Source organism: Paenibacillus sp. FSL H8-0048 (genome assembly GCF_038002825.1).
In the GTDB taxonomy this organism is placed as follows: Bacteria; Bacillota; Bacilli; order Paenibacillales; family Paenibacillaceae; genus Paenibacillus_AQ.
This window is the reverse complement of the sequence record NZ_JBBODF010000001.1, coordinates 5,838,344-5,858,687: the sequence shown is the minus strand read 5'-3', so window position 1 is coordinate 5,858,687 and position 20,344 is coordinate 5,838,344. Positions and strand designations below refer to the sequence as shown.

Genomic DNA, 20,344 nt, shown 5'->3' with positions numbered 1-20,344 from the left:
AGCTTCAGCAACTGTGTTATTATGACAGGTAGAACAAAGTTCGCCATTAGGGCGAACCATACCGTAAGGACGGGAGGGAAAGCTATGAAAGTTACTATTAAGGATATCGCCCAGGCAGCGGGTGTCGCGAAATCCACTGTATCCAAGGTCATGAACGACTCTCCCAAAATATCCGAGGAAACGAAGGCCCGGGTCCGGGACATCATCAAGCAGATGAACTATACTCCGAGCAGCATCGCCACCGGACTAGCCAGACAGAGCAGCAATACGATAGCTATCCTGATTGATATGTCTAAGGAAAGCGAGTTTCTCAACCAGTTCTTTTATAACATTATCGGCGGGGTGGAGAGCGTCATCGGTCCTCTGAAATATGAGCTGACCATTGCCAATATCCAGCATGACCATGCGGAGGGGCATTTCCTGCAGAGGCTGGTGCTGAATAAGCGGGTGGACGGCATTATTGCCAACACCTCAGTGCTGACTCCAGACCTGTGTGCGGAGCTGAACCGTCTTGAGTTCCCTTATATCTCCATCGGTGAGATCAACGCTCCGGGAATCTGGGTCGATTGCGACAATGAGCTGGGCGGATTCATGCTGACCCGGCATCTGCTGGAGCAGGGCTATCCGTCTGTGGCCTTCATCGGCGGTGAGAAGGATGAGCCGCTCTTCCTGCGCCGTGCAGCCGGCTATCAGCGGGCACTCGGCGAGGCGGGAATGGCTGTGCACAGCGGCTGGATCATCAATGGCCGTGCGGCCCAGGAGGATGGCTATCAGGCAGCCAAGCAGCTGCTGCAAAGTGCGAATTCCCCCGGCTCCATCGTCTGCATGAGCAACTTCTCCGCTTACGGTGTGCTGCAGGCGGCCCGGGAATTGAATATCTCCATTCCTTCACAGCTGGGCATTGCCACGTTCGATGATTATCCCTTGTCTCCCTACACTACTCCTCCGCTGACTTCACTCGATATGGATACCTTCCAGCTCGGCGCATCCGCAGGACGGCTATTGATGGACAAACTGGATAACAAAGAAGCTGCCGTGAGCGGACAACTGCTGGAGCCGGAGTTAATTCCCCGGTTATCTTCCAAGCGAAGCGGCGGGGCTGCTGCGGAATAACTAACAGAATCACGAAATAACGGAATAGTAGAATAGCGGAGGAAGGTATTCATCCCCTTTTAGCAAGGAAACCGGTTTCCTTAAGCTGAAAATACCACGCCCCCTCCGCAATGTCAATGTATATCATAGAGTAAGCGACAGACAGAAGAACCCTTTCCAGCCCTGGAAGGGTTCTTCGTTTACCCGGACTCGCCCGAGCGGCGGATAAACCGGAGTACTTCATCCATCATCGCAGGACTCTCCGCGCTATGGCAGACCATATGTCCGCTTTGCTCCATAATCAGCACCTGTTTGCGTTCCGAGGGGATCGTCTGCCGGAGATAGCCCGCACTTTTGAATCTCACCAGATGATCCCGACTGCCCTGTACAATCAAGGTCGGCACCTCCAGCTGCGGATAGACCTGGAAGCTCTCACGAACCAGCCGCTGGAACTCCCGCGTGGCCTTCATGGGTGTAGAGCCCCATTTGCTCAGATAATTCCGCAGCATCTCCGGGCGGACCAGTGTGCGCAGAATCTCGGCCGGATTGAGCGGATACACCGGGGTAGACAACAGAGTGAGCGACTGAATCCGGGAAGAATACTGAACGGACAGACACGATGCAATCAGCGCTCCGGTAGAGAAGCCGATCAGATGTACTTTGTCGGAGCTTGGGAATAGCTGCTTGAGTTCCTCCTCGGCGCTTAGCTGCCAGTCCCCCCGGCTTGAGTGGAGCAGCTCCCTTCTGCCGCCTCCATGTCCATGCAAGGTAAACATTCTGGACACATAGCCATTCGCCTCCAGATACTGCGCAAGCGGAGAAATCTCGTATTTGCCTCCGGTGAAGCCGTGTATAAATAGACAAGTCTCCATCCTTCCTCCTCCCCAATCCTCTATTTCATCCATTTATAGAAAAATAAACCTTAGACATCCTAAAGTCAAGCCGACACGGGTTCGGCCTCCTTGTAGCGACGGTATTACTTCAGCAAGAAATAGAAGGATAATGTCTAGCGTGAATCATCTATAGAGGTGCTGAAGCACCAACCTGCTATCTCTCCCACCAGTTCAGGCTTAATGCAGATATAATTGTCCCGACTGCCGCGCTTGAGGAGCTTACGCTGATGCTGATGACATTGTTCGGAGGGACGATAATGCTGCCGGTAAAAGCCGGACTGAACACACCCGGCGCAATCTGAACATTCGCCAGCACACTGCCCCCGGAAATAGCTGCTGCGCTGGACTGGACCGTCATGGAGCTGGCTGCTGCGCTGGCCAGATTATTATTCACCGGCGTCACCGTGGACGGCGAGGATATCGTCCCTCCTTTGACAATGGTAAAGCTGCCGGAGATCGAGGTCAGCACCGAGGTACCGCCAATACTGCCGCTGATCCGGGACAGATACAAGGTCCGGCCGCTGCCCGCAGGATTACTGATGCGGACCGAAATAACGGCCGAGAGAAGCGACAGCACGATCGTTGCCGAGTTCGAGGCATTCGCCGAGAATAATACGGCTGCCTGCGAAGCGCTGATCTCTGGCGGGGCGCTGATATCCGGTGCACGGAAGGTATTCGTCATTTCCACATAGACCGGCTGGTCATTGTCATTGATTACATAGTTATTGGGCATGGTTCATCCTCTCCCCTTCCGCTCAGAATTCCCACCAGCTGATATTTCCCGTTGCCGCAGTACTCCCTGATGCAATCGTTACCGATAGTGTAAGCGAGTTGCCGGGTGGCAGGATAATCCTGCCGTCCATATTAAGGATGACCGGGCCTATAGCCAGCTGCATCGACATTAATGTCGCCGGAGAACCTGTAGGCGCGGCCGTAGCGGTCCGGGCAGTACTGATGCTGGTGACTGAACTCCCGAAGTTATAGTTAACCGGAGTAATTGTTGAGCCGCCCACCGTTGCATTGCGCAATAGTGTTAAAGTGACCGACGCTGTACCCGTGCTTGCGATAATGCGGGAGATATATAAGGTACGTCCGCTACCGCCGGGATTAGCTACCTGCATGACAAGCGGGGTGGAAGTACCCACCGTGGAGGCAAAAGGAATTCCAAACAATAAACCTGACATCGCAGCTCCCGCTTCAGGCAGAGTATCAATTCCGGGTGCAATATAGGTGTTAACCTGCTCGGTATACAGCGGCTGGCTATTCTGGTTAAATACAGTCTCATTCGGCATATTCTCACTCCTTCTGTCGGTCTAGCATATGTTCATAGTATGCGAGGCTGTCCGGCAGGTTGTTTGGCAGCTGCGTATTTTTGCAGAGGTAACCCAGTCATTCTCTTAAAAAGCTCCATATCCTAATATCACACCATTCGAATGGTTCCTGCCCAGCTACACGCTCCTCCCTCTATTAACTGGCAGACTATACATGCTTAAGGACCCAGACGACGGTTTGGGTCTTTTCATGAGCAGGCTGACAGCAAAAATTGCCCACAGAAAGGATGACTCCATTTGCCAAATTTCAGTTCATTTCAGGCAAACCCGGATAATTTGCGTACGCTTATTTTTGGCCGGGACCCCTCGACCCTGATCGACCGGCCGTTAACTACGGATGCCAGCGGGAACCTGACCACCGTCATTTTGAACGGCACCATCTCTAGTGTACTTGGCGCAACGATCACTGCTGGTACATTAACATCTGCTGGTACAGTAACCAACATCCTCGGCGGTACGATTACTAGCGTGCTTGGTGCGACTATCACCGCTGGTACTCTATCATCTGCTGGTACAGTGACTAACCTGCTAGACGGTACCATTACTAGCGTGCTTGGTGCGACTATCACCGCTGGTACTCTATCATCCGCTGGTACAGTGACTAATCTGCTAGACGGTACCATTACTAGCGTGCTTGGTGCGACTATCACCGCTGGTACATTAACATCCGCTGGTACAGTGACTAACCTGCTAGACGGTACGATTACTAGCGTGCTTGGTGCGACTATCACCGCTGGTACTCTATCATCTGCTGGTACAGTGACTAACCTGCTAGACGGTACGATTACTAGTGTGCTTGGTGCGACTATCACCGCTGGTACTCTATCATCCGCTGGTACAGTGACCAATATCCTCGGCGGTACCATTACTAGCGTGCTTGGTGCGACTATCACCGCTGGTACTCTATCATCCGCTGGTACAGTGACCAATATCCTCGGCGGTACCATTACTAGCGTGCTTGGTGCGACTATCACCGCTGGTACACTGAGCAGCGTGACCTCCATTTCCCAGCGCAGCTTCGTTGAGCTGCCTACATCGGCAATTGCTACTTCGGATACCTATACGCCGCTGCCTGCCAACAATACCAGTGTCCTTGGCACCTATTCCTACTTCATTGTGAATACCGGGGCCAATCCGGTGAATACACGGGTCGAAATCAGCGCAGACGGAACCAACTATTTCGTCGATACGACCGGAGACAACCCGCTGGCAGCAGGTTCTGTAGACGTAATTGTGCCTGCCCGGTTCCTGAAATACACCCGCCTTTCCTATCAATCCGCCACGCCGGGTGCAGCTTCTACGCTTAATGTTATTTTTGATGCACAAGGAACGTAAGCCTAGTTACCGTCATACGATGCAGAAGAGAGGAGTGCATGGGTACCCATGTACTCTTTCCTGTGCGGTATTCCGCATCTACATAAGACGGCACGCTTATACATGCTTATTTTTGCAGAATACCCGGAGGAACTAAGGCCCGCGAAGGAGGAACAATCTTGAATCTATCTGCCACACCTACACTCGGAGTACAGCTCATTGTCAACAATGAAGCCGAGCTGCTCCCCCGTTGTCTAGCCAGCCTGCAGGGCGCCGATGAAATCATCGTTGTCGATACCGGCTCAACCGATTCGTCCGTGGAGATCGCCCGCAGATATGGGGCAACGGTCATTGAAGCCCAGTGGAATCATCATTTCTCAGAAGCACGCAATACCGGTCTCTCCCATGCAGCCAGCAGCTGGATACTGGTTCTGGATGCAGATGAAATCCTGCAAACTTCCATAGCGTCAATTAAGGAGATTCTCGTGGGCAGCACAGCCGAAGCGTACACGGTGCGTATAGAGAACCTGCTGGGAAGCAGGCCCGAGGATCGTCTGTATCACTATCCGGTGCGGTTGTTCCGGGGTGGGCAGGGCTATCTTTTCAGTGGAAGAATTCATGAGAGCGTGGAGTCCTCTATTCTCACAAAACATGGGTCCGCCGCCACCTGGGCCAGTCCAATAGAGATTCTTCACTTCGGCTACCTGCCCCCGGTCATGAGCGCCAGGCATAAAATCAGCCGCAACGAGCACCTGCTGCGTCTTGCACTTGCGGAAGAGCCTGACGATGTGTTCACCCGTTATAATCTGGCGGTCAACTGCTGTCAGGGCGGGCGGCTGAAGGAAGCCGGAGAACTGCTGCGCCAGAGTCTTACCCTCGCTCCGCTTCAGGCCTCTTACCGTCCCTCGATCATTCGCGATCTGTGTACAATTGATTTGGCCAACGGTCATGTAAAAGCGGTCGACAGCCTGCTGACCCGCGAGCTGACACGTTATGGAGATTATCCCGACCTGCATTACATGCAGGGCCAGTCCTGGGAGAGCCAAGGGTTCTATGAACGCGCTGTCCAGTCTTACCAGCACGCCATAGATACCACGTCTGCCCCGGCTCCGCGCAGAGCATATGTCACTGAACAGGGCATGGACAGCTTCCGCCCGCTGCACCGGATGGGGGCCATTTTCCAGCAGCTCGGGAAGCAGAAGGAAGCCGCGCAGCTGTACCATCGAGCGCTACAGCAGCACTCCCTGTATCTCCCCGCTCTGGAGGGGATCACTTCTGCTTTTCAGGAGCTGGAGGTGCCGGATGGAGAGATTGCCGCACTCTTGATACAGCTAACCGGTACAGCGCAGCGTGCTTCAAGAACCGCAATAATCGGAACATTGTATCGGCTGGACGCTTATAAGGCGATTGCAGAGCTGCCGCCCGCCGTCTGTCCGCTGGAAGAGGACACCTTGCTGTTCCTGCTGTCTTCCTGGATCATTACCGGAAATTATCATACATTCAGGAAGACTACCGCCAAGCTGCGGGCTAATCCCACCCAACTGTCACCGGATGGCCTAAATGCGGAGACTCTGCGGCAGCTCTGCCTGCTTGAGGCCGTCTTAACGTGGGAGCTGGGCGGGAGGCTGCAGGAGGAGCTGTGGCTGCAATTCCCTGCGGAAGTGCGCTTCGCAGTGCTTGAGATCGACAGGGAATTGTCTCTTGATTCCGCTGAGCCGCAGGGAGACTTCGCTAGCACCGGGGACTCTCCGCTGCTTGCCGAGGTGATAAGGCTCGCTGTGAAGCACCAGTTCATCGCGCTGGGCAAGCGGCTGGTTGGACGCCTCCCGGCACATACACGCACTCTGGCAGAAGCGCTGTATGAGGAAGGCTGGCGTGCAGAGGCGGGGGAACTATTCATCAGCCTTGCAGACAGTAAAGACGCTTCGGGCGCAACCCTGCGGTATCTCGGAGAACTGCTCATAGATAAAGGGCATTATGCGGAGGCTGCGGGCTGGTACCGGCTTGCCCTGGGGGAATCGCCTGCAGACGATGCCGTCAGCACCGGACTGGCGCTCTGTTATCTGTATCTGGCGGAGCAGCGGCTCGCAGAAGCTGTAGAACGTCTCCAGGGGGCGGGACAGCCGGCTCAGGGGCCGCTTCAGGAGGACAGGGCAGCGGTTGCCCAATCCATCGCGGTGCTGCGCTGCACCCCCTGGCATACGAAGTGGAATTACACCCAGCGGCAGAGAGGAGCGGAGCTGAGCTTATGACCACGAAACCAGAGCAACTGTTGATCTCCTTGTGCATGATCGTCAAAAATGAAGCCGACAACCTGGCCCGTTGTCTCCGGAGTGTGCGCGGGACTGTGGATGAAATCATCATTGTGGACACTGGCTCCACCGACGCCACCCGCCAGATCGCCCGCAGCTTCGGTGCCCGGATCATCAATTACCCGTGGAACGGGGATTTTGCCGCCGCACGCAATGCCGGACTGGCCCTGGCGCAGGGCACCTGGATTCTGGTGCTGGATGCAGATGAGGAGCTGGAGCCGGGGAGCCGGGAGGAGCTGCTGGTGTGCGCGAAGCATACGGAGTATGAGGCTTTTTTTGTGCGGATTCATAATCATCAGGGGACGGAGCGTGCTTCGCAGACGCTTACGGTTAACCCGATCCTCCGGATGTTCAAGAACCGTCCGAATTATCGCTTCAGCGGCATTATTCATGAGCAGATTGCGGCTGTCATTGTGCAGGAGACCCCGGATGCCGCGATGCATATGGGCACCGTCATTGTCCATCACTATGGCTATGCCGACGGGGTCGTGGAGCAGAAAGACAAAATCAGCCGTAATCTCGGATTGCTGAAGCAGCAGCTGGAGCAGAGTCCCGGAGATGCTTTTCAGCATTTCAACCTGGCGGTTGAATATATGCGGCTGGGCGATTACGGGCAGGCGCTGGAGCATATCGGCACCTCGCTGAACCTGGCCGAGCCGGGTACCAGCTATGTTCACCTGCTCTATAAATACAAAGTCCGCTGCCTGGCGGTAACCGGTGATTACCCGGGTGCATTGGAGGCTTGCGGGCAGGGAAGCACACTCTTCCCGGATTACTCCGATCTTCACCACCTCAAAGGTGCGCTGCTGCTACAGGTGTCTGCCTTAGCCGAAGCCAAGACCGCGCTGTGCCGGGCACTGGAGATTGGAGCCTCCCCTCCCCTCTACCATACGGAATCCGGGTTAGGCACCTATCTCACCCACACGCTGCTGGGGCAGGTCTGCCAGCAGATCGGCGAAGCGCAAGAAGCGGCAGCCTGCTTCACCAGAGCAGCCCAGCTCCAGCCGGACCCCTGGCCGCTGATCCCCCGGCTCACGCGCCTGTTCAAATGCACAGGCCGCGAGCCAGAGCTCCACGGCTGGCTGGCCGGGCAGCTGCCTGGCATCCTGACAGAGCAGCGCCAGGAGCTATTGCGCCTGCTGGTAAGGGATGGCTGTTACACAGCGGCGGCTGCTGTGGTTGGGGGCGGGGCTGCTGCGGGTGAGATGGACGGTACGGCGCAGAGTGCGGGTGTGGTGGATGCGGCGGTGCAGAGTGCGGGTGTGATGGATGCGGCTGCAAAAGATGCGGGAACGTTGGGTGCAACTGGGCGAAGTGCGGGTGAGAACGATGCTGGAGCGCGGGGTTCTGAAGGGATGGATAGTGTGATGCAAGATGTAGGGGCGTTGGATGCGACGATGCAGAGTGCAGGTGAGAATGATGCTGGGGCGCGGGGTGCGGGAGTAATGGATAGTGTTATGCATGATGCGGGAGCGTTGGGTGCGGCGGCGCAGAGTGCGGGAGTGATGGATAATGTGTTGCACGATGCGGGAACCGTAGATGATGCAGGGCCTGAGGTGCCGCCTGCCGCTGATTTGTTGAAGCTGTTGCAGCGGGCGGAAGCAGCTTCCGCAGCGGAGCTGGGCTACGCTGATATCACCGGGCTGCTTAATCATCCTGCAGTTGTCCCGGCGGACCGGAACACCACCCTCCCCTTGTCTGATGTTGCTGCGGCTGTGCAGCCCTGGATTCTGTTGGCTGACAAGGTTCTGGCTTCGCTCGTAACTTCGGCCATATACTCACCGGCGGCTGCGGCTGCGCGCCTCACACTTCCGCTTCCCAGACCAGCCGATTAGTACATCATCAGATGATCGGAGTTGCGATAGCCTTAATTGTATTTGGTACAACTAAAACGCCTGATTGCTCACCAATATCCCGTTTAGTTGTACTTCGTACATTTAAACATCCGCCGTTTCTTCCCTCTCCTCTTTTGGGCCAGTTTTAGTTGTACAGACTACATTTATCCATAAAAAGTCTACCTTTTCGCTCGTTTTAAGTGTACGTTCTGCAACTATCCTGCATCTGCATCCGGCTTTTTATCAGGAGAGTGCCGGTGTGACTGGTCGCTCGCGGACTGAGGATCGTTTATTTTGGAGAAAACGCATGATTGGGAAGAGTTACGGACTCCAGTGCGCTTAAAGACGGATCTGCTGCCAAAATCATCGGTTAGAGAGACAATAGGGTCCTCTCAGTCCGCCACTCCGTAAGAAGTGCTGTTTTTGGGGAAATAACGGCTCTCCAGTCCGGCAGGAATATACCCGCTCCGCTTGCTGTACACTCCCGCTTTTTCAATCAGCTACTGTTAGAAAGGAGCTTACAGACCATGGATACCCCCGGGATCTCACTCTGCATGATCGTCAGGAATGAAGCGCAGCATCTGGAGCGATGCCTGCTGTCTGTTCAGGGCATGGTCTCGGAGATCATTATCGCTGATACCGGATCAGAGGATAACAGTATAGTTATCGCCCGCAGGTTCGGTGCTAGGGTGATCCGGCTGCCCTGGGAGCATGATTTCTCCAAAGCCCGTAATCAGACCCTACAGTTGGCCTCCTATGGCTGGATTCTGGTGCTGGATGCAGATGAAGCCCTTGCTGACTGGAAGGTGGAGGAGTTGGAGCTTCTGCTGGAATCGGAGCGTGCGGACGGGTATTTCCTGCCTTTTATCCATTATGTGGGGGAGGGCTCCGGGCGCGAATACGTGACAGACAATGTGTGCCGGCTGTTCCGTAATGATTTACGTATCTGTTTTCGCGGCAGCATTCATGAAGAGGTGGCCTCCAGCATCTGGAGCCTCCCCGGAGGACATATCGCTTATGCCCGTCTGCCTGTGCACCATTACGGCTATCTGGATGATGAGCTTCAGCGCAAAAATAAAGCCAGCCGCAATCTGGAGCTGATCCACGCTGCTCTGCGGCTTGAACCGGACAGCGTTCCTCTGCGGTACGCACTGGGCACGGAATATTACCAGCAGGGACAATATCAGGCGGCAGCAGATCGTCTCCTGCCGCTGCTGGAGGAGGCTCGGCCAGACTCCGGGTATACCGCTGACTTGTATCTTAAGACAGCCTTTGCGCTTCAAGCGGGCGGGCGGCCTCACGACGCGGAGTCTGTCTATGAGGCCGGGATTGGGCTGTACGCAGATTTCACCGATCTGCTGGAGAGCTATGCGGGGCTGCTGCTGGAGCAAGGTCAGGTATGGCGGGCGTACCCGCTGCTGCAGCAGGCGCTGGACAGCGGGGATACCGCACACAAATACCCTTCCTCCTCCGGCAGCGGAACCTACCGCACCCGCCTATTCGCCGGGCGGGTCTGCGAGCGGCTCTTCCTCTACGAGGAAGCCATGGAGCATTACAGGCAGGCGATCGGCTGCTCGCCTGACGATCTTGCCGCCTGGGAGCAGCTGGCCACGCTGTGCCTGCTGTCCGGGCAAGCGGAGCAGCTGACGGTGTTCACCCGTCAGCTGCTCCCTGCCCTGCCCCGGCGAGTGCTGAGCAGGCTGGTGCCTGCCGCACTCAATGCCCGCGCCGCCCCATGGCTGGCGGCGCTTCTCGCAGCACCGCAGCTGCCGGAGGATATCCGGCAGGTGCTTCAGGTGCTGCTGGGGACGCTGTTCCGGGACCCGGAACAGCCCGGAGCCGCATCCGCCGGGCTTGCGCGGATGCAGAGAGATGCGCCGGATAACCCTTGGGTATCCGGCTATCTGTGGGCCTTGTCCTGCCGCAGCGGCGGAATCGCCGCGGCAGGACAAGGCCTGGGGCGGCTGGCGGAGCTGCCGCCCGGGCTCGCTGCCGCGCATCGCAAGCTTGCGGGGCTGCAGGCAGGCCCTGCGGAGCATGGGGCCGATGGACAATCGATCTCTTCATTTCCAGCAGGATGCTCCACTCATCCCCCTTATACTGGCAGCCTGGCCGATTCGGAACACCGCGCAGACACACCGCTTAGCTTTGCAGATTTTTCTTACGCAGCACAGCTTCTCCTTCAAACAGGTGCTTGGGACACATTGCTCGTGCTTGGCAGGCCCACTAGCGCTGCACGCTTTCTCTGGAGCAGACTTCCCCTGCCGCTGCTGCGAGGACTACTGGATGCCCCTGCTTCTTTTAAAATGCAATGGTGTGCGAATTACACCCGGCAATCACAACACTATAGCCTTCCTGGTGATGCTGCGGAATGGCTGCTCTATGCAGCCATCGCCCAGTCTTGCGGGCAGGCCCCGAAGCTTACGTCCACCGATGAACAGACACTGCTGCAATCCGGCTGCGCTGCCGCAATCACTGGCCTCAGCTACCACATGCTGCTTCTTGCGGCGGAGGTTCACTCACAGGGCAACCTCCCCGCTACAGGCAGCATTCCGTGGCTGGTGCTTGTGAAGTCGGCGATTCAGAGTGGGGATGACAGAGATAAGAATGTCTGAAGCGGCGCTAGACTTCCCCCCACTCCACCAGCCGGGGATGCTCATCCAGAATGGAGCGGTAGTGCTCCAGGCTTCCCCATTTGCCCTCGGGATCGAGCTCCATGTAGCGGTCGTACTTGCGGCGCAGCGCGTCAGGCTCCAGCGCCCAGCCGTAGTGCTTCACCCGCAGCTCGGCCAGGAAGCCGGGCAGCACCGCATACGATAGCGGCAGCCGGGGAACGTGATGATCCATCTGCGGGGTGTAATAATAGAAGCCGGGCAGATAACGCACCAGTGTGCGCGTATGCCTCATGTGCAGGTTCCAGAGCTCATCTTCCCGGTAATGGGTCGTGCCGCCCCAGAAATCATATATCCGGAAGGCCACCCAATCGTAGACATCCTGGTCAATCAGACGCCGCATTTCGTGCTTGGCCCGCTCTTCGTAGAACTCATCGGCATCTACCGACAAAAGCCAGTCCGGCCGCGTGGATACCGCCAGATCCCAGAGCGTCTGGCGCAGCTCCCATTCCCGCCCGAAGAGGGAGTGCTCCAGCGTCACCACCTTGCTCACCTTGGCAAAAGAGCGGCACACGCGCACCGTATCATCCGTGCTGCCGTCATCCACAATGACGATCTCATCGGTAAATCCGCTCAGCTCCTGCAGCACCTGCTCCAGATACCGGCCGCTTTCATTGCGCACCTGCATCATCGCTGTCAGGCGGTTGCCTGAAGCCTTGCGCAGCGGTTCATTCCCATGGTCAGCCACCCGCAGCCCCTCCTCTTAACTTCTGCACTGCTTCTTCCAGATCTGCCATTTCGGCAAAAAGCTGCCGGGCCCCCTGATCCGCACCCGCCGAGCGCAGGAAGCTGCGGATAGCCTCATGGCGCCTGCCGTACAGGAGATGCAGGGTCCCCTCAATCACAGACATCTGCCCGGCCATCCGTTCTGCCAGCTCATCCGCAGAAGAAGTCTCTCTTCCCGGACTTGCACCCTTTAGATTCCCCGCCAGCCCCGGCAGTCCCGCACTTCCCGCTTCCGCCACCGTTCCTTCGGCCGTCAGCTCCTGGTGAAGCTGCAACGCCTTCTCCCACTGGAAGGTGGCGATATAATTGTGCAGCAGCCGCTGCTGGGCCTCCGGGCCGGGCAAGCGCACCAATAGTCCGATGGCTGCTGCGTAGTCTTCATTCACCGTCATAAGCTCTGCACAAAGCAGCCCCTGCTGGACTTCACCCCCGTGCAGCCATTGCTTCATCTGCGTAACCCTTGCCCGCTCCTCTTCCGTAAAGGCCGTAATCTCATACTGCCGGAGTGCAAGCGCAAGATTCCCCTTTTTCGCTTCAACCGCTGAGAAGAACCGGTAATGTGAATGCAGACACTCCGTATAATCATGCAGCAGCATCAGCTCAAAGGATTGGGCCAGAAGCTGCGCAGCTTCCTCATCTCCTTGCAGATATAAGTAAGAAGCCGCTACATAATGCACCGAAGGCTCACCGGGCAGCTTGGCGCACATCGAGAGATAGTAACGGGTACGGAGCCTGCGCTGAATATCCAGATACGTCTCCCCGCCGTTCACCGCATCAGGCGGATGCCATAGCTCCGCCAATGCCCTGTTCCAGACCGCCTCAGCATCCGTGAGAAAATACAGCCGCTCCCCCCGGCGGAGAAGTCCGTAGGACACCGGCTCATCTCCATTGAGATAGACCACTTGGCCCCGGCGCAGATTCTGCTCCAGATAGATCCGTTCCGAGGAGGTGCCGGCAAGATCAGCCAGCGCTCCAAGAGATGCACTGTATTTATCCCACAGCGCAGCATCCTCCCCATCCGGACAAGGCTCCAGTAGAGCCACAGTATAAGCAGGCTGCAGAGCCAGCACATCCGGCAGCCAGTAAGGCGATGAGACCAGCAGCGTGTACTCCCTGGCATTCAGTTTGTACACTTCCGCCAGCGTCACAGACCTGACCTGGCTGCTCCGCTGCTGGACCGGGGTCATTGCTCCGGCGAAGCAGACCTCCCCGCGCTCCGGGAGGAGCTCCAGCATTCTTTTATACTCATAATCCTCCCAAGCCGTGCGGCTGAGCACAATGTAGTTCATAAGCGGCCCTCCCCCGCTACGGCTTCATCAAGGCTGCCCGCTCCCGTTGCTGTTGTCTCTCCTTCATAATCTATAGACAACCCCGGGTCCGGCACAAGCTCCAGACTAGGGAGATAGCCCTCCCGCTTCACAATTCTTCCGGGTGCTCTTCCGCTTCTATGCGCAATGCGTTCAAGCAGGAGAATTTGCGGAGTCCCTTCGCCTGTGCGCGGCAGCCCTGATTCTGCGGCATTACCGTCTGAACTGACAATCAGATCCGCCCGGCTGTACTGAAGAACCCGAACCATTCTCTCCACATAGCGGTTATCGTACGATGCGGAAGCCGATAAGTAGACTATGATCTCACTGCCGTAGAGTGCCGAGATATTCTCCAGCGCATGCAGCCATGCCTTCTCGCCGTGAACGGTAATAACCGCATCCCGCTCATGCACCGGAAATTCCGGAAAAGACTGACTCCAGCTGTCCCTGACCCACACCCAGCGGATATTCCCGTAGCTCTGGCTCTCCTGAAGTATCTGCTGCCGTTCGCGGGAATCTGCCGCCGTCCAGTTCTCTTCAAAGTACACGACCGTTGTAACCAGCGCAGCGGCAGCCGTATCCCGGCTAAGCGGAATGACCGGCTGCAGAGGGCAGGCCGTAAGATCACGGGGAATCTGGAGCGTACCCGCAGGGGATGGGGTGCTTTGCAGATTCCATTTTTGCAGATAAGCCTGTTCCCTCTGCCCCCTGACTTCACTGCAGCCCGCCTTCACACTCTCCGCTTCCAGCCTATGCAGCACATGAACATAGCCCGAGTCACTGCGCGCCAGCTCCGCTCCCAGCATCCGGGCCCGCAGACACCAGTCCGCGATGATCACGCGGCGCTCGCCCAGAGAAGCATCGAATCCGCCTACCCTCAGCAGCAGCTCTGTAGCTATAAGCAGGCAGGAACCGGTTAGCACCTCCGCATAACTCCATTTCCCTTGCTGTTTCTCCTGTGTATGGACGGTGTAAGCGGACAGCTCAGGATATCCGGCAAAATGCAGCTGCCGCTGCCCGTCTCCCCGCTCCGTGGAGGAGCAAGGAGCCACAACTAACACCGCAGGATCATCAATCGGCGGCCATAGCAGATGCCCGAGCCAGCCCGGAGCCACCATGACACAGTCCTCCAGCAGCACAGCAAAAGAGGTCTCGGCATAAGCCAAGGCCTCATTCACCCTATATTCCCCCTCGCTGCAAGGCAGGAAACGCATTCCCGCTTCCCCGGAGAACTGCTCCGACAACGCTTGCAGCGGATAATCAGCGGTCATGGCAACCGCAGTCACCCGTACCGCTGGCCCGGAATGCTGAAGCAGCAGCCGCAGGCACTCCGCCGACCAAGGCGCATGCCGCAGCTCCACGACCAGCGTAATGCCTCCCTGCACCGGCAGCGGCAGCAGACCTTCCCGTTCCAGATAACTGTACCTCGCAGCCAGCCGCCCGGTACGGTCCGCTTGTGCATCAATAGCCTTCTCCGCACTCCGGTCCTCCATCGCTCCATAAGACACCCGGCATCACGCTCCATTAGTCAGACTATGCTGTCTATAATGTATGAGTGTGACGGGGAATATATCCATATAATTACCATTCCTACTCACTTCCACCGCCCGCATTCCCGCTCCCGGCATTCGCACCGGGCGCAGAGCTGCCGCTTCCGGCGGGTGGCTCAATCTCATCGCTGCCCGCATGTCCGCCTGAGCCGCCGGAGCTGGAGCTGTTGTTACCGCTGCCTGCTGGTGTGCCGCCCGCACCGGTGCTGTTCTTCTCGGTATTCAGTGAAGGGGCCGGAATAGCGATACCTGGGGCGCTGTTGCCGTTCTCGCCTACAGGCTTGCCCTGATTGTCATAGTAGTACATCGGAACGTCACCGACTACCATCAGGTAGGAGACGGGGATCTCTGTATCCACCACCTGCGGCTCCATATCAAATGGAATGACGACCGCTACCTCAGTAACAATATGGATGAAGACTTCAACGAGAATCATATTGATTCCGGCATTCTGCTGCCGTGTGTTCAGCTCGACCTTCACTGCACCCTGAGGCTCCACCTTGATCGGAATATCCGGACCATAGGAGGCGATCAGCGGACTGCCGAGCGCCTGGCCGAGCGGAATATATTCCGTCCGGTTATGCAGCTCCTGCAGGGTGGACTGGATGACCTCGGCGGCCTGCGAGGTAATCCGCATATGCTCCTTGTAGTTGAGCATGAAGCCCGAGATTTTGCCGTTCTTGTCCGTCTTCCAGTCGATCAGCGCTTCTGCGTTCCCGCCATCCGCCACCTGGGACGTAATCGCCTTGTTAATCGATTCGGTGGCAATCTGCTTCACCCGGATCTGTGCCAGATGGAGAATCGGCGGCTTCAGATGCTGCTCCACATAACGCAGCCCCTGCAGCACCGCCAGAAGCAGCAGCAGGCTCAGGATGAGCCAGAATCTGCCCCGTCTGCGCGGCTTTTGCCCCTTGCCCCCGGCAGCTTCCTGCCGCTTCCCGTCCCTGCTGCCGAACAGGCGGAAGCCGCCCCCGCGCCCGGACTTGCGCCAGACCCGCTGGCCCGGAGCGCCCGCCGCTCTCCCGGATGGCTTCGCTGCCTTGTAATCCGCTTCGCTCCCGTCCAGCCGCACGCCGGACCTGGAGGGCTTCGCCACGAAGCCTCCGCTCCGCCCCCAGCCCCGGCGGGGCAGACCCGCGCCGGATCTTGACGGCTTCGCTTCGAACCTTGCTCCCGAGCCCGCACCCGGCGGCCGGATTCCCGTTCTGGACGGTTTGGCCTTGAAGGCCTGGCGGCGTCCGCCCGGCCCCCTCAGGCCGCTTCCGCTGAAGTCCGGCAGACGCAGACGCCCGAAGAGCGGCACACCTGCGCTCCGTTTCCCCCATTTTCTGATTCTACCCATGCCCTGCAGTCCCTCCCGACATTCCTGCGGTCAAGCCGCTCCCTGTACTAATAGGCTATTCGGCGCACACGCAAAATAACCCCACAAAAGTGGAGTTAACTTGAAGTGAAGAACCTAATGTCCCGCCCGCTTGCGCTTATCCTCCTGGAGATGCCCCCAGTGCAGCCGGACAAAGATAGCGAGCAGAATCAGCATGAATACGCCATACCACAACAGAAAACCGTTCCAGTCCTCACGCGGGACAATTAGCGAGGAGCTGAGCGTACCGAACAGCCAGATGAAAGACAGATTGCCGAGCACCGTCCCCCATACAAAAGCCGCCGGCTTCATTGGAGACACAGCTGACATCAGGTTGATGATATTGCTGGGCACAATCGGAATCGTACGCAGCAGCACTAGGGTCCAGATGCCGTAACGGTCCAGATAGGTCTGCCATTTCTCATACTTCTTGAGCTTGTAGCCCCATTTGCGGTCGAACCAGTCGAAGAGATAACGCCGGAAGAGGAAATAGACGACTACCGCACCCAGGTTGCAGGCCAGCCAGCTGACAGCCATCCCGCCGATCACTTCGAACACAGAGACATGGAGCACAATCAGAATCGCCAGGGGAAAAAATCCGAACAAGCTTTGCAGCACGGCGAGCGGAAAGGTAGCGAAAACAATATACGGGCCGCTAAGTCCCAGGCTTTGCAGCAGCCAGTCAATCCAGGCATTGATGATCTCGGTCATAGAGCGCTCTCCTTTCCTGACTCATAGCAGCATGTAAAGGAACCGCTCATTAATGAAGATTGAATTGGTGAAGAAAAACACCCCTTGCGGGGTGTCTATTGAACATGTACCTATATATTTTGCTTAAAAAAGCGTACAAGTTACAGAATTGTTGCTTATTTTCTCTCATCATAGCACACATCGGTCATCGCCGCCAGATCACTGAACCCTCCAGATTTCAATTATGAAGAGACGCCAGCCGTCCACTCGTTAACCTTGGCTTCATTGCTCTCTACCCATTCCTTGGCTGCTTCTTCAGGCGACTGTCCGCCTTGAATTTTGACCATAACCTGCTCCATATCCTCTGCGGTCCACTTGAATTGGCTCAGGAACTTGTGCACATCCGGCATATCCTCCTGCAGCCCCTTGCGGGCCATGGTGTGAATCTGTTCGGCTCCGCCGTATACATTCTGCGGGTCATCCAGATACTTCAGGTCCATGTTAGCGAACATCCAGTGCGGAGTCCAGGCAGTGACGACAATCGGTTCATTCTTGTCAAAAGCCTTCTGCAGCTCCTGTGCCATCGCCGCAGACGAGCTCTCCAGCAGCGTATAGTCGCTCAAGCCGTAGGCTTCGAGCGCTTTTTCCGTAGCCGTCATAATTCCGGCCCCCGGCTCAATCCCGATAATCGTCTGATTCAGGGAAGAGGCTACATCGGCATTCTTCAGGTCATCGATGGAGTTAATGTCCATATAGGCCGGAACGGCAAGCCCCGTCTTCGTACCCTCCAGATTCACCCCTACATCCTCAATATCCTTGCCGTATTTCTCCAGATAAGAGGCATGCGTGCTTGGCAGCCAGGCGGCTACCATAGCGTCCGCGCTTCCGTCAGCAATCCCTGCCCACATCGGTCCGGCATCGACCTGCAGCATCTCCACCTTCACGCCGAGCTTCGTTTCCAGCACTTCCTTGACTACGTTCGTACTGGCGATCTCGGAATCCCAGGCTACATAAGCCAGCTTCACCGTGCTGTTATTATTGGACGAACAACCGGCTACCAGAATTACTGCCATCAGCAGCATAAGCAGCATGAGCGGTCTGCGCTTTATCGAATGAGTTCTTTTCATATTAATAATACACTCCTATCCTTGTTGTTTGGGTTTGAACAGCTTCTGGGTCAGACGATCCAGCAGGATCGCGATAATGACAATGGCAATCCCCGCCTCGAAGCCCGCACCAGTCTTGGCCTGCGATACCGCACGATATACATAAGCCCCGACTCCCTGGGCGCCGATCATGGATGAGATGACCACCATCGACAGCGACAGCATAATCGTCTGGTTAATACCGGCCATAATGGTCGGCATGGCAATAGGCAGCTGCAGCTTGAACAGCTTCTGCCCTGCTGTAGAACCGAAGGCATCCGCCGCCTCCACTAGCTCGGGCGAGACCTGACGGATACCCAGATTAGTGAGCCGGATGGTTGGCGGAATCGCGAATATAATAGAAGCAATGACCCCGGGAACAACCCCCAGCGAGAAGAATGACACGGCCGGAAGCAGGTACACGAACGCCGGCATCGTCTGCATGAAGTCCAGAATGGGGGTGGCAATATTCTGAAAAGTCCGGCTCTGCGCGCACAGCACACCCAGCGGAACACCGATGACCACCGCCAAGATGGACGCTGTCAGCACAAGGGCCAGCGACTGCATTGAAGGGCCCCATAATCCGAGATTATCGATTAGCAGGAGTCCGACCACTGCGAACAGCGCCATCCGCCATTTGCCGATCCAGTAGGCTAGAGCGGCGATCAGAAGGGTCAGCACAAGCGCCGGCAGGAAATTCAGTGCCGTATCAATTCCGCTGACCATTCCGCCGATCACCGCATGAATGAAGTCAAATATCGGGCCGAAGTAGGCAGTGAGCCAATCCTCGATCCATTCTACGCCCTTTCCGAGCGGTATTTTAGGTAAATTCATGAATGAAGCCCTCCTTCCGGAACTGCGTTACCGGCCAGGGCAGACAACACAGCCCCCTTAATCACAATCCCCTTCAGCTTCTCGCCTTCCCCGACTACCGCCACCGGCAGATGCGTCTCCGACATCAGCTCGAACAGATCATTCAGCAGGGTGTCCGGCTGGACACGGGGAATCTCACGCTGCATCACTTCGAGGATACTGCGGTTCTCCTTCAAGGCCTGAGAGGCGTTATCTGCTGTAAGCAGACCTTGCAGCCGCATCTCATTATCCGCCACATACAGGCTGGATACCCCGCTGTCCCGCATAAGCTGCAGGGCTACCCGGGGTCCGCGTTCCGGGCGGATCATCTCTGGCTGACGCATCACATGGGAAGCCGTCAATACCTTGGACAGATCCACATCCTCCACGAAGCGTTCCACATATTTGTTCGCAGGCTGAATCAGAATTTCTTCCGGCGATCCGATCTGGACAATGACCCCGTCCTTCATCAGGGCAATACGGTCCCCAATCCGCAGCGCTTCATCCAGATCATGCGTGATGAAGACAATCGTCTTCTTCACTCTGGATTGCAGCTCCAGCAGTTCCTGCTGCATATCCTTGCGGATCAGCGGATCAAGCGCACTGAAGGCTTCATCCATCAGCAGAATGTCAGGATCATTGGCCAGACCGCGCGCCAGGCCGACACGCTGCTGCATGCCTCCGCTGAGCTGATCCGGACGGTGATTCTCCCAGCCCTTCAGCCCTACAAGCTCAAGAGCCTCCATGGCCAGCCGGGTTCGTTTGCTTTTCTCCACACCCTGGACTTCCAGTCCGTATTCTGCGTTGGCCAGCACACTGCGGTGCGGGAACAGCGCGAACTTTTGAAAGACCATGCCGATATTCTTCCGCCGGAATTCCCGAAGCTGCTCCGGATTCATCTTGACAACATCCTTACCCTTGAACAGCACCTGTCCTCCGGTCGGCTCAATCAGCCGGTTCAATAGACGGACGAGTGTAGATTTACCACTCCCCGACAATCCCATAATGACGAATATTTCTCCCTCTTCAATGCTGAATTCGGCTTTATTCACACCGACTGTCAGCTTGGCTTCCTTGGCAATTCTTTCTTTGGACCAGCCTTGTTCTAATAATGGAAGCGCCCGTGCTGCATCATGACCGAAAACTTTGGTTAACTGTTTCACCTCTATAATTGCCATGGTGACCTCCTTCTCTCCCCTTGAACTTTCAGGTTAATGCTACTGACCTAGTGTAACGGACTTACGAAAAAATAAGCAAAGCGCATA

The 20,344-nt window shown here is 56.7% G+C and carries 16 protein-coding genes; 5 read left to right on the top strand and 11 right to left on the bottom strand.

Going from position 1 to position 20,344, the window contains the following annotated elements; genetic code table 11:
* Positions 1-84: 84 nt before the first annotated feature.
* On the top strand, positions 85-1,113 hold the full coding sequence (locus NSU18_RS25365; RefSeq protein WP_341150351.1) for a LacI family DNA-binding transcriptional regulator: 1,029 nt from the start codon (positions 85-87) through the stop codon (positions 1,111-1,113).
* A 179-nt stretch (positions 1,114-1,292) separates the two neighbouring features.
* On the opposite strand, the gene NSU18_RS25360 is transcribed toward NSU18_RS25365, so the two are convergent.
* The 3 genes from NSU18_RS25360 to NSU18_RS25350 all read right to left on the bottom strand — a co-directional run bounded on the left by NSU18_RS25360 (position 1,293) and on the right by NSU18_RS25350 (position 3,277).
* Positions 1,293-1,964: an alpha/beta hydrolase gene (locus NSU18_RS25360; protein WP_341150350.1), complete on the bottom strand. Its 672-nt coding sequence runs from the start codon at positions 1,962-1,964 to the stop codon at positions 1,293-1,295.
* A 175-nt stretch (positions 1,965-2,139) separates the two neighbouring features.
* Positions 2,140-2,718 carry a hypothetical protein gene (locus tag NSU18_RS25355; protein WP_341150349.1) on the bottom strand — a complete coding sequence of 193 codons (579 nt, stop codon included), beginning with the start codon at positions 2,716-2,718 and terminating at the stop codon, positions 2,140-2,142.
* Between the two features lie 22 nt (positions 2,719-2,740).
* Positions 2,741-3,277, bottom strand: coding sequence for a hypothetical protein (locus NSU18_RS25350; RefSeq protein ID WP_341016846.1), 537 nt, complete (start codon positions 3,275-3,277; stop codon positions 2,741-2,743).
* Between the two features lie 276 nt (positions 3,278-3,553).
* Here NSU18_RS25350 and NSU18_RS25345 point away from each other — a divergent pair, with 276 nt between their 5' ends.
* The 4 genes from NSU18_RS25345 to NSU18_RS25330 all read left to right on the top strand — a co-directional run bounded on the left by NSU18_RS25345 (position 3,554) and on the right by NSU18_RS25330 (position 11,392).
* On the top strand, positions 3,554-4,651 hold the full coding sequence (locus tag NSU18_RS25345; protein WP_341150348.1) for a DUF6385 domain-containing protein: 1,098 nt from the start codon (positions 3,554-3,556) through the stop codon (positions 4,649-4,651).
* Between the two features lie 158 nt (positions 4,652-4,809).
* Positions 4,810-6,882, top strand: a complete 2,073-nt coding sequence (locus tag NSU18_RS25340; protein ID WP_341150347.1) for a glycosyltransferase — start codon at positions 4,810-4,812, stop codon at positions 6,880-6,882.
* Complete coding sequence (locus tag NSU18_RS32440) at positions 6,879-8,777, top strand: tetratricopeptide repeat-containing glycosyltransferase family 2 protein (protein ID WP_445321825.1); 1,899 nt, start codon at positions 6,879-6,881, stop codon at positions 8,775-8,777. Before NSU18_RS25340 ends, NSU18_RS32440 begins: the two co-directional genes overlap by 4 nt.
* A 527-nt stretch (positions 8,778-9,304) precedes the next feature.
* Positions 9,305-11,392, top strand: a complete 2,088-nt coding sequence (locus tag NSU18_RS25330; protein WP_341150346.1) for a glycosyltransferase — start codon at positions 9,305-9,307, stop codon at positions 11,390-11,392.
* A gap of 7 nt (positions 11,393-11,399) precedes the next feature.
* On the opposite strand, the gene NSU18_RS25325 is transcribed toward NSU18_RS25330, so the two are convergent.
* The 8 genes from NSU18_RS25325 to NSU18_RS25290 form a co-directional block, all read right to left on the bottom strand.
* On the bottom strand, positions 11,400-12,137 hold the full coding sequence (locus NSU18_RS25325; RefSeq protein ID WP_341150345.1) for a glycosyltransferase: 738 nt from the start codon (positions 12,135-12,137) through the stop codon (positions 11,400-11,402).
* Positions 12,130-13,464 carry a hypothetical protein gene (locus tag NSU18_RS25320; RefSeq protein ID WP_341150344.1) on the bottom strand — a complete coding sequence of 445 codons (1,335 nt, stop codon included), beginning with the start codon at positions 13,462-13,464 and terminating at the stop codon, positions 12,130-12,132. Before NSU18_RS25320 ends, NSU18_RS25325 begins: the two co-directional genes overlap by 8 nt.
* Positions 13,461-14,990, bottom strand: coding sequence for a glycosyltransferase family 2 protein (locus NSU18_RS25315; protein WP_341150343.1), 1,530 nt, complete (start codon positions 14,988-14,990; stop codon positions 13,461-13,463). Before NSU18_RS25315 ends, NSU18_RS25320 begins: the two co-directional genes overlap by 4 nt.
* An 82-nt stretch (positions 14,991-15,072) precedes the next feature.
* The gene (gene yunB, locus NSU18_RS25310; RefSeq protein WP_341151100.1) at positions 15,073-15,906 is read right to left on the bottom strand and encodes a sporulation protein YunB; all 834 of its coding nucleotides are present in this window, start codon (positions 15,904-15,906) and stop codon (positions 15,073-15,075) included.
* A 582-nt stretch (positions 15,907-16,488) separates the two neighbouring features.
* Positions 16,489-17,103: a TVP38/TMEM64 family protein gene (locus NSU18_RS25305; RefSeq protein WP_339311509.1), complete on the bottom strand. Its 615-nt coding sequence runs from the start codon at positions 17,101-17,103 to the stop codon at positions 16,489-16,491.
* Positions 17,104-17,324: 221 nt separating this feature from the next.
* Positions 17,325-18,209, bottom strand: a complete 885-nt coding sequence (locus tag NSU18_RS25300; RefSeq protein ID WP_341016836.1) for a glycine betaine ABC transporter substrate-binding protein — start codon at positions 18,207-18,209, stop codon at positions 17,325-17,327.
* Between the two features lie 15 nt (positions 18,210-18,224).
* Positions 18,225-19,061, bottom strand: a complete 837-nt coding sequence (locus NSU18_RS25295; protein WP_341016835.1) for an ABC transporter permease — start codon at positions 19,059-19,061, stop codon at positions 18,225-18,227.
* A complete protein-coding gene (locus tag NSU18_RS25290) occupies positions 19,058-20,257 on the bottom strand; it encodes a quaternary amine ABC transporter ATP-binding protein (protein ID WP_341016834.1) in 1,200 nt (399 codons plus the stop codon). The genes NSU18_RS25295 and NSU18_RS25290 overlap by 4 nt, the downstream gene beginning before the upstream one ends.
* Positions 20,258-20,344 lie beyond the last annotated feature (87 nt).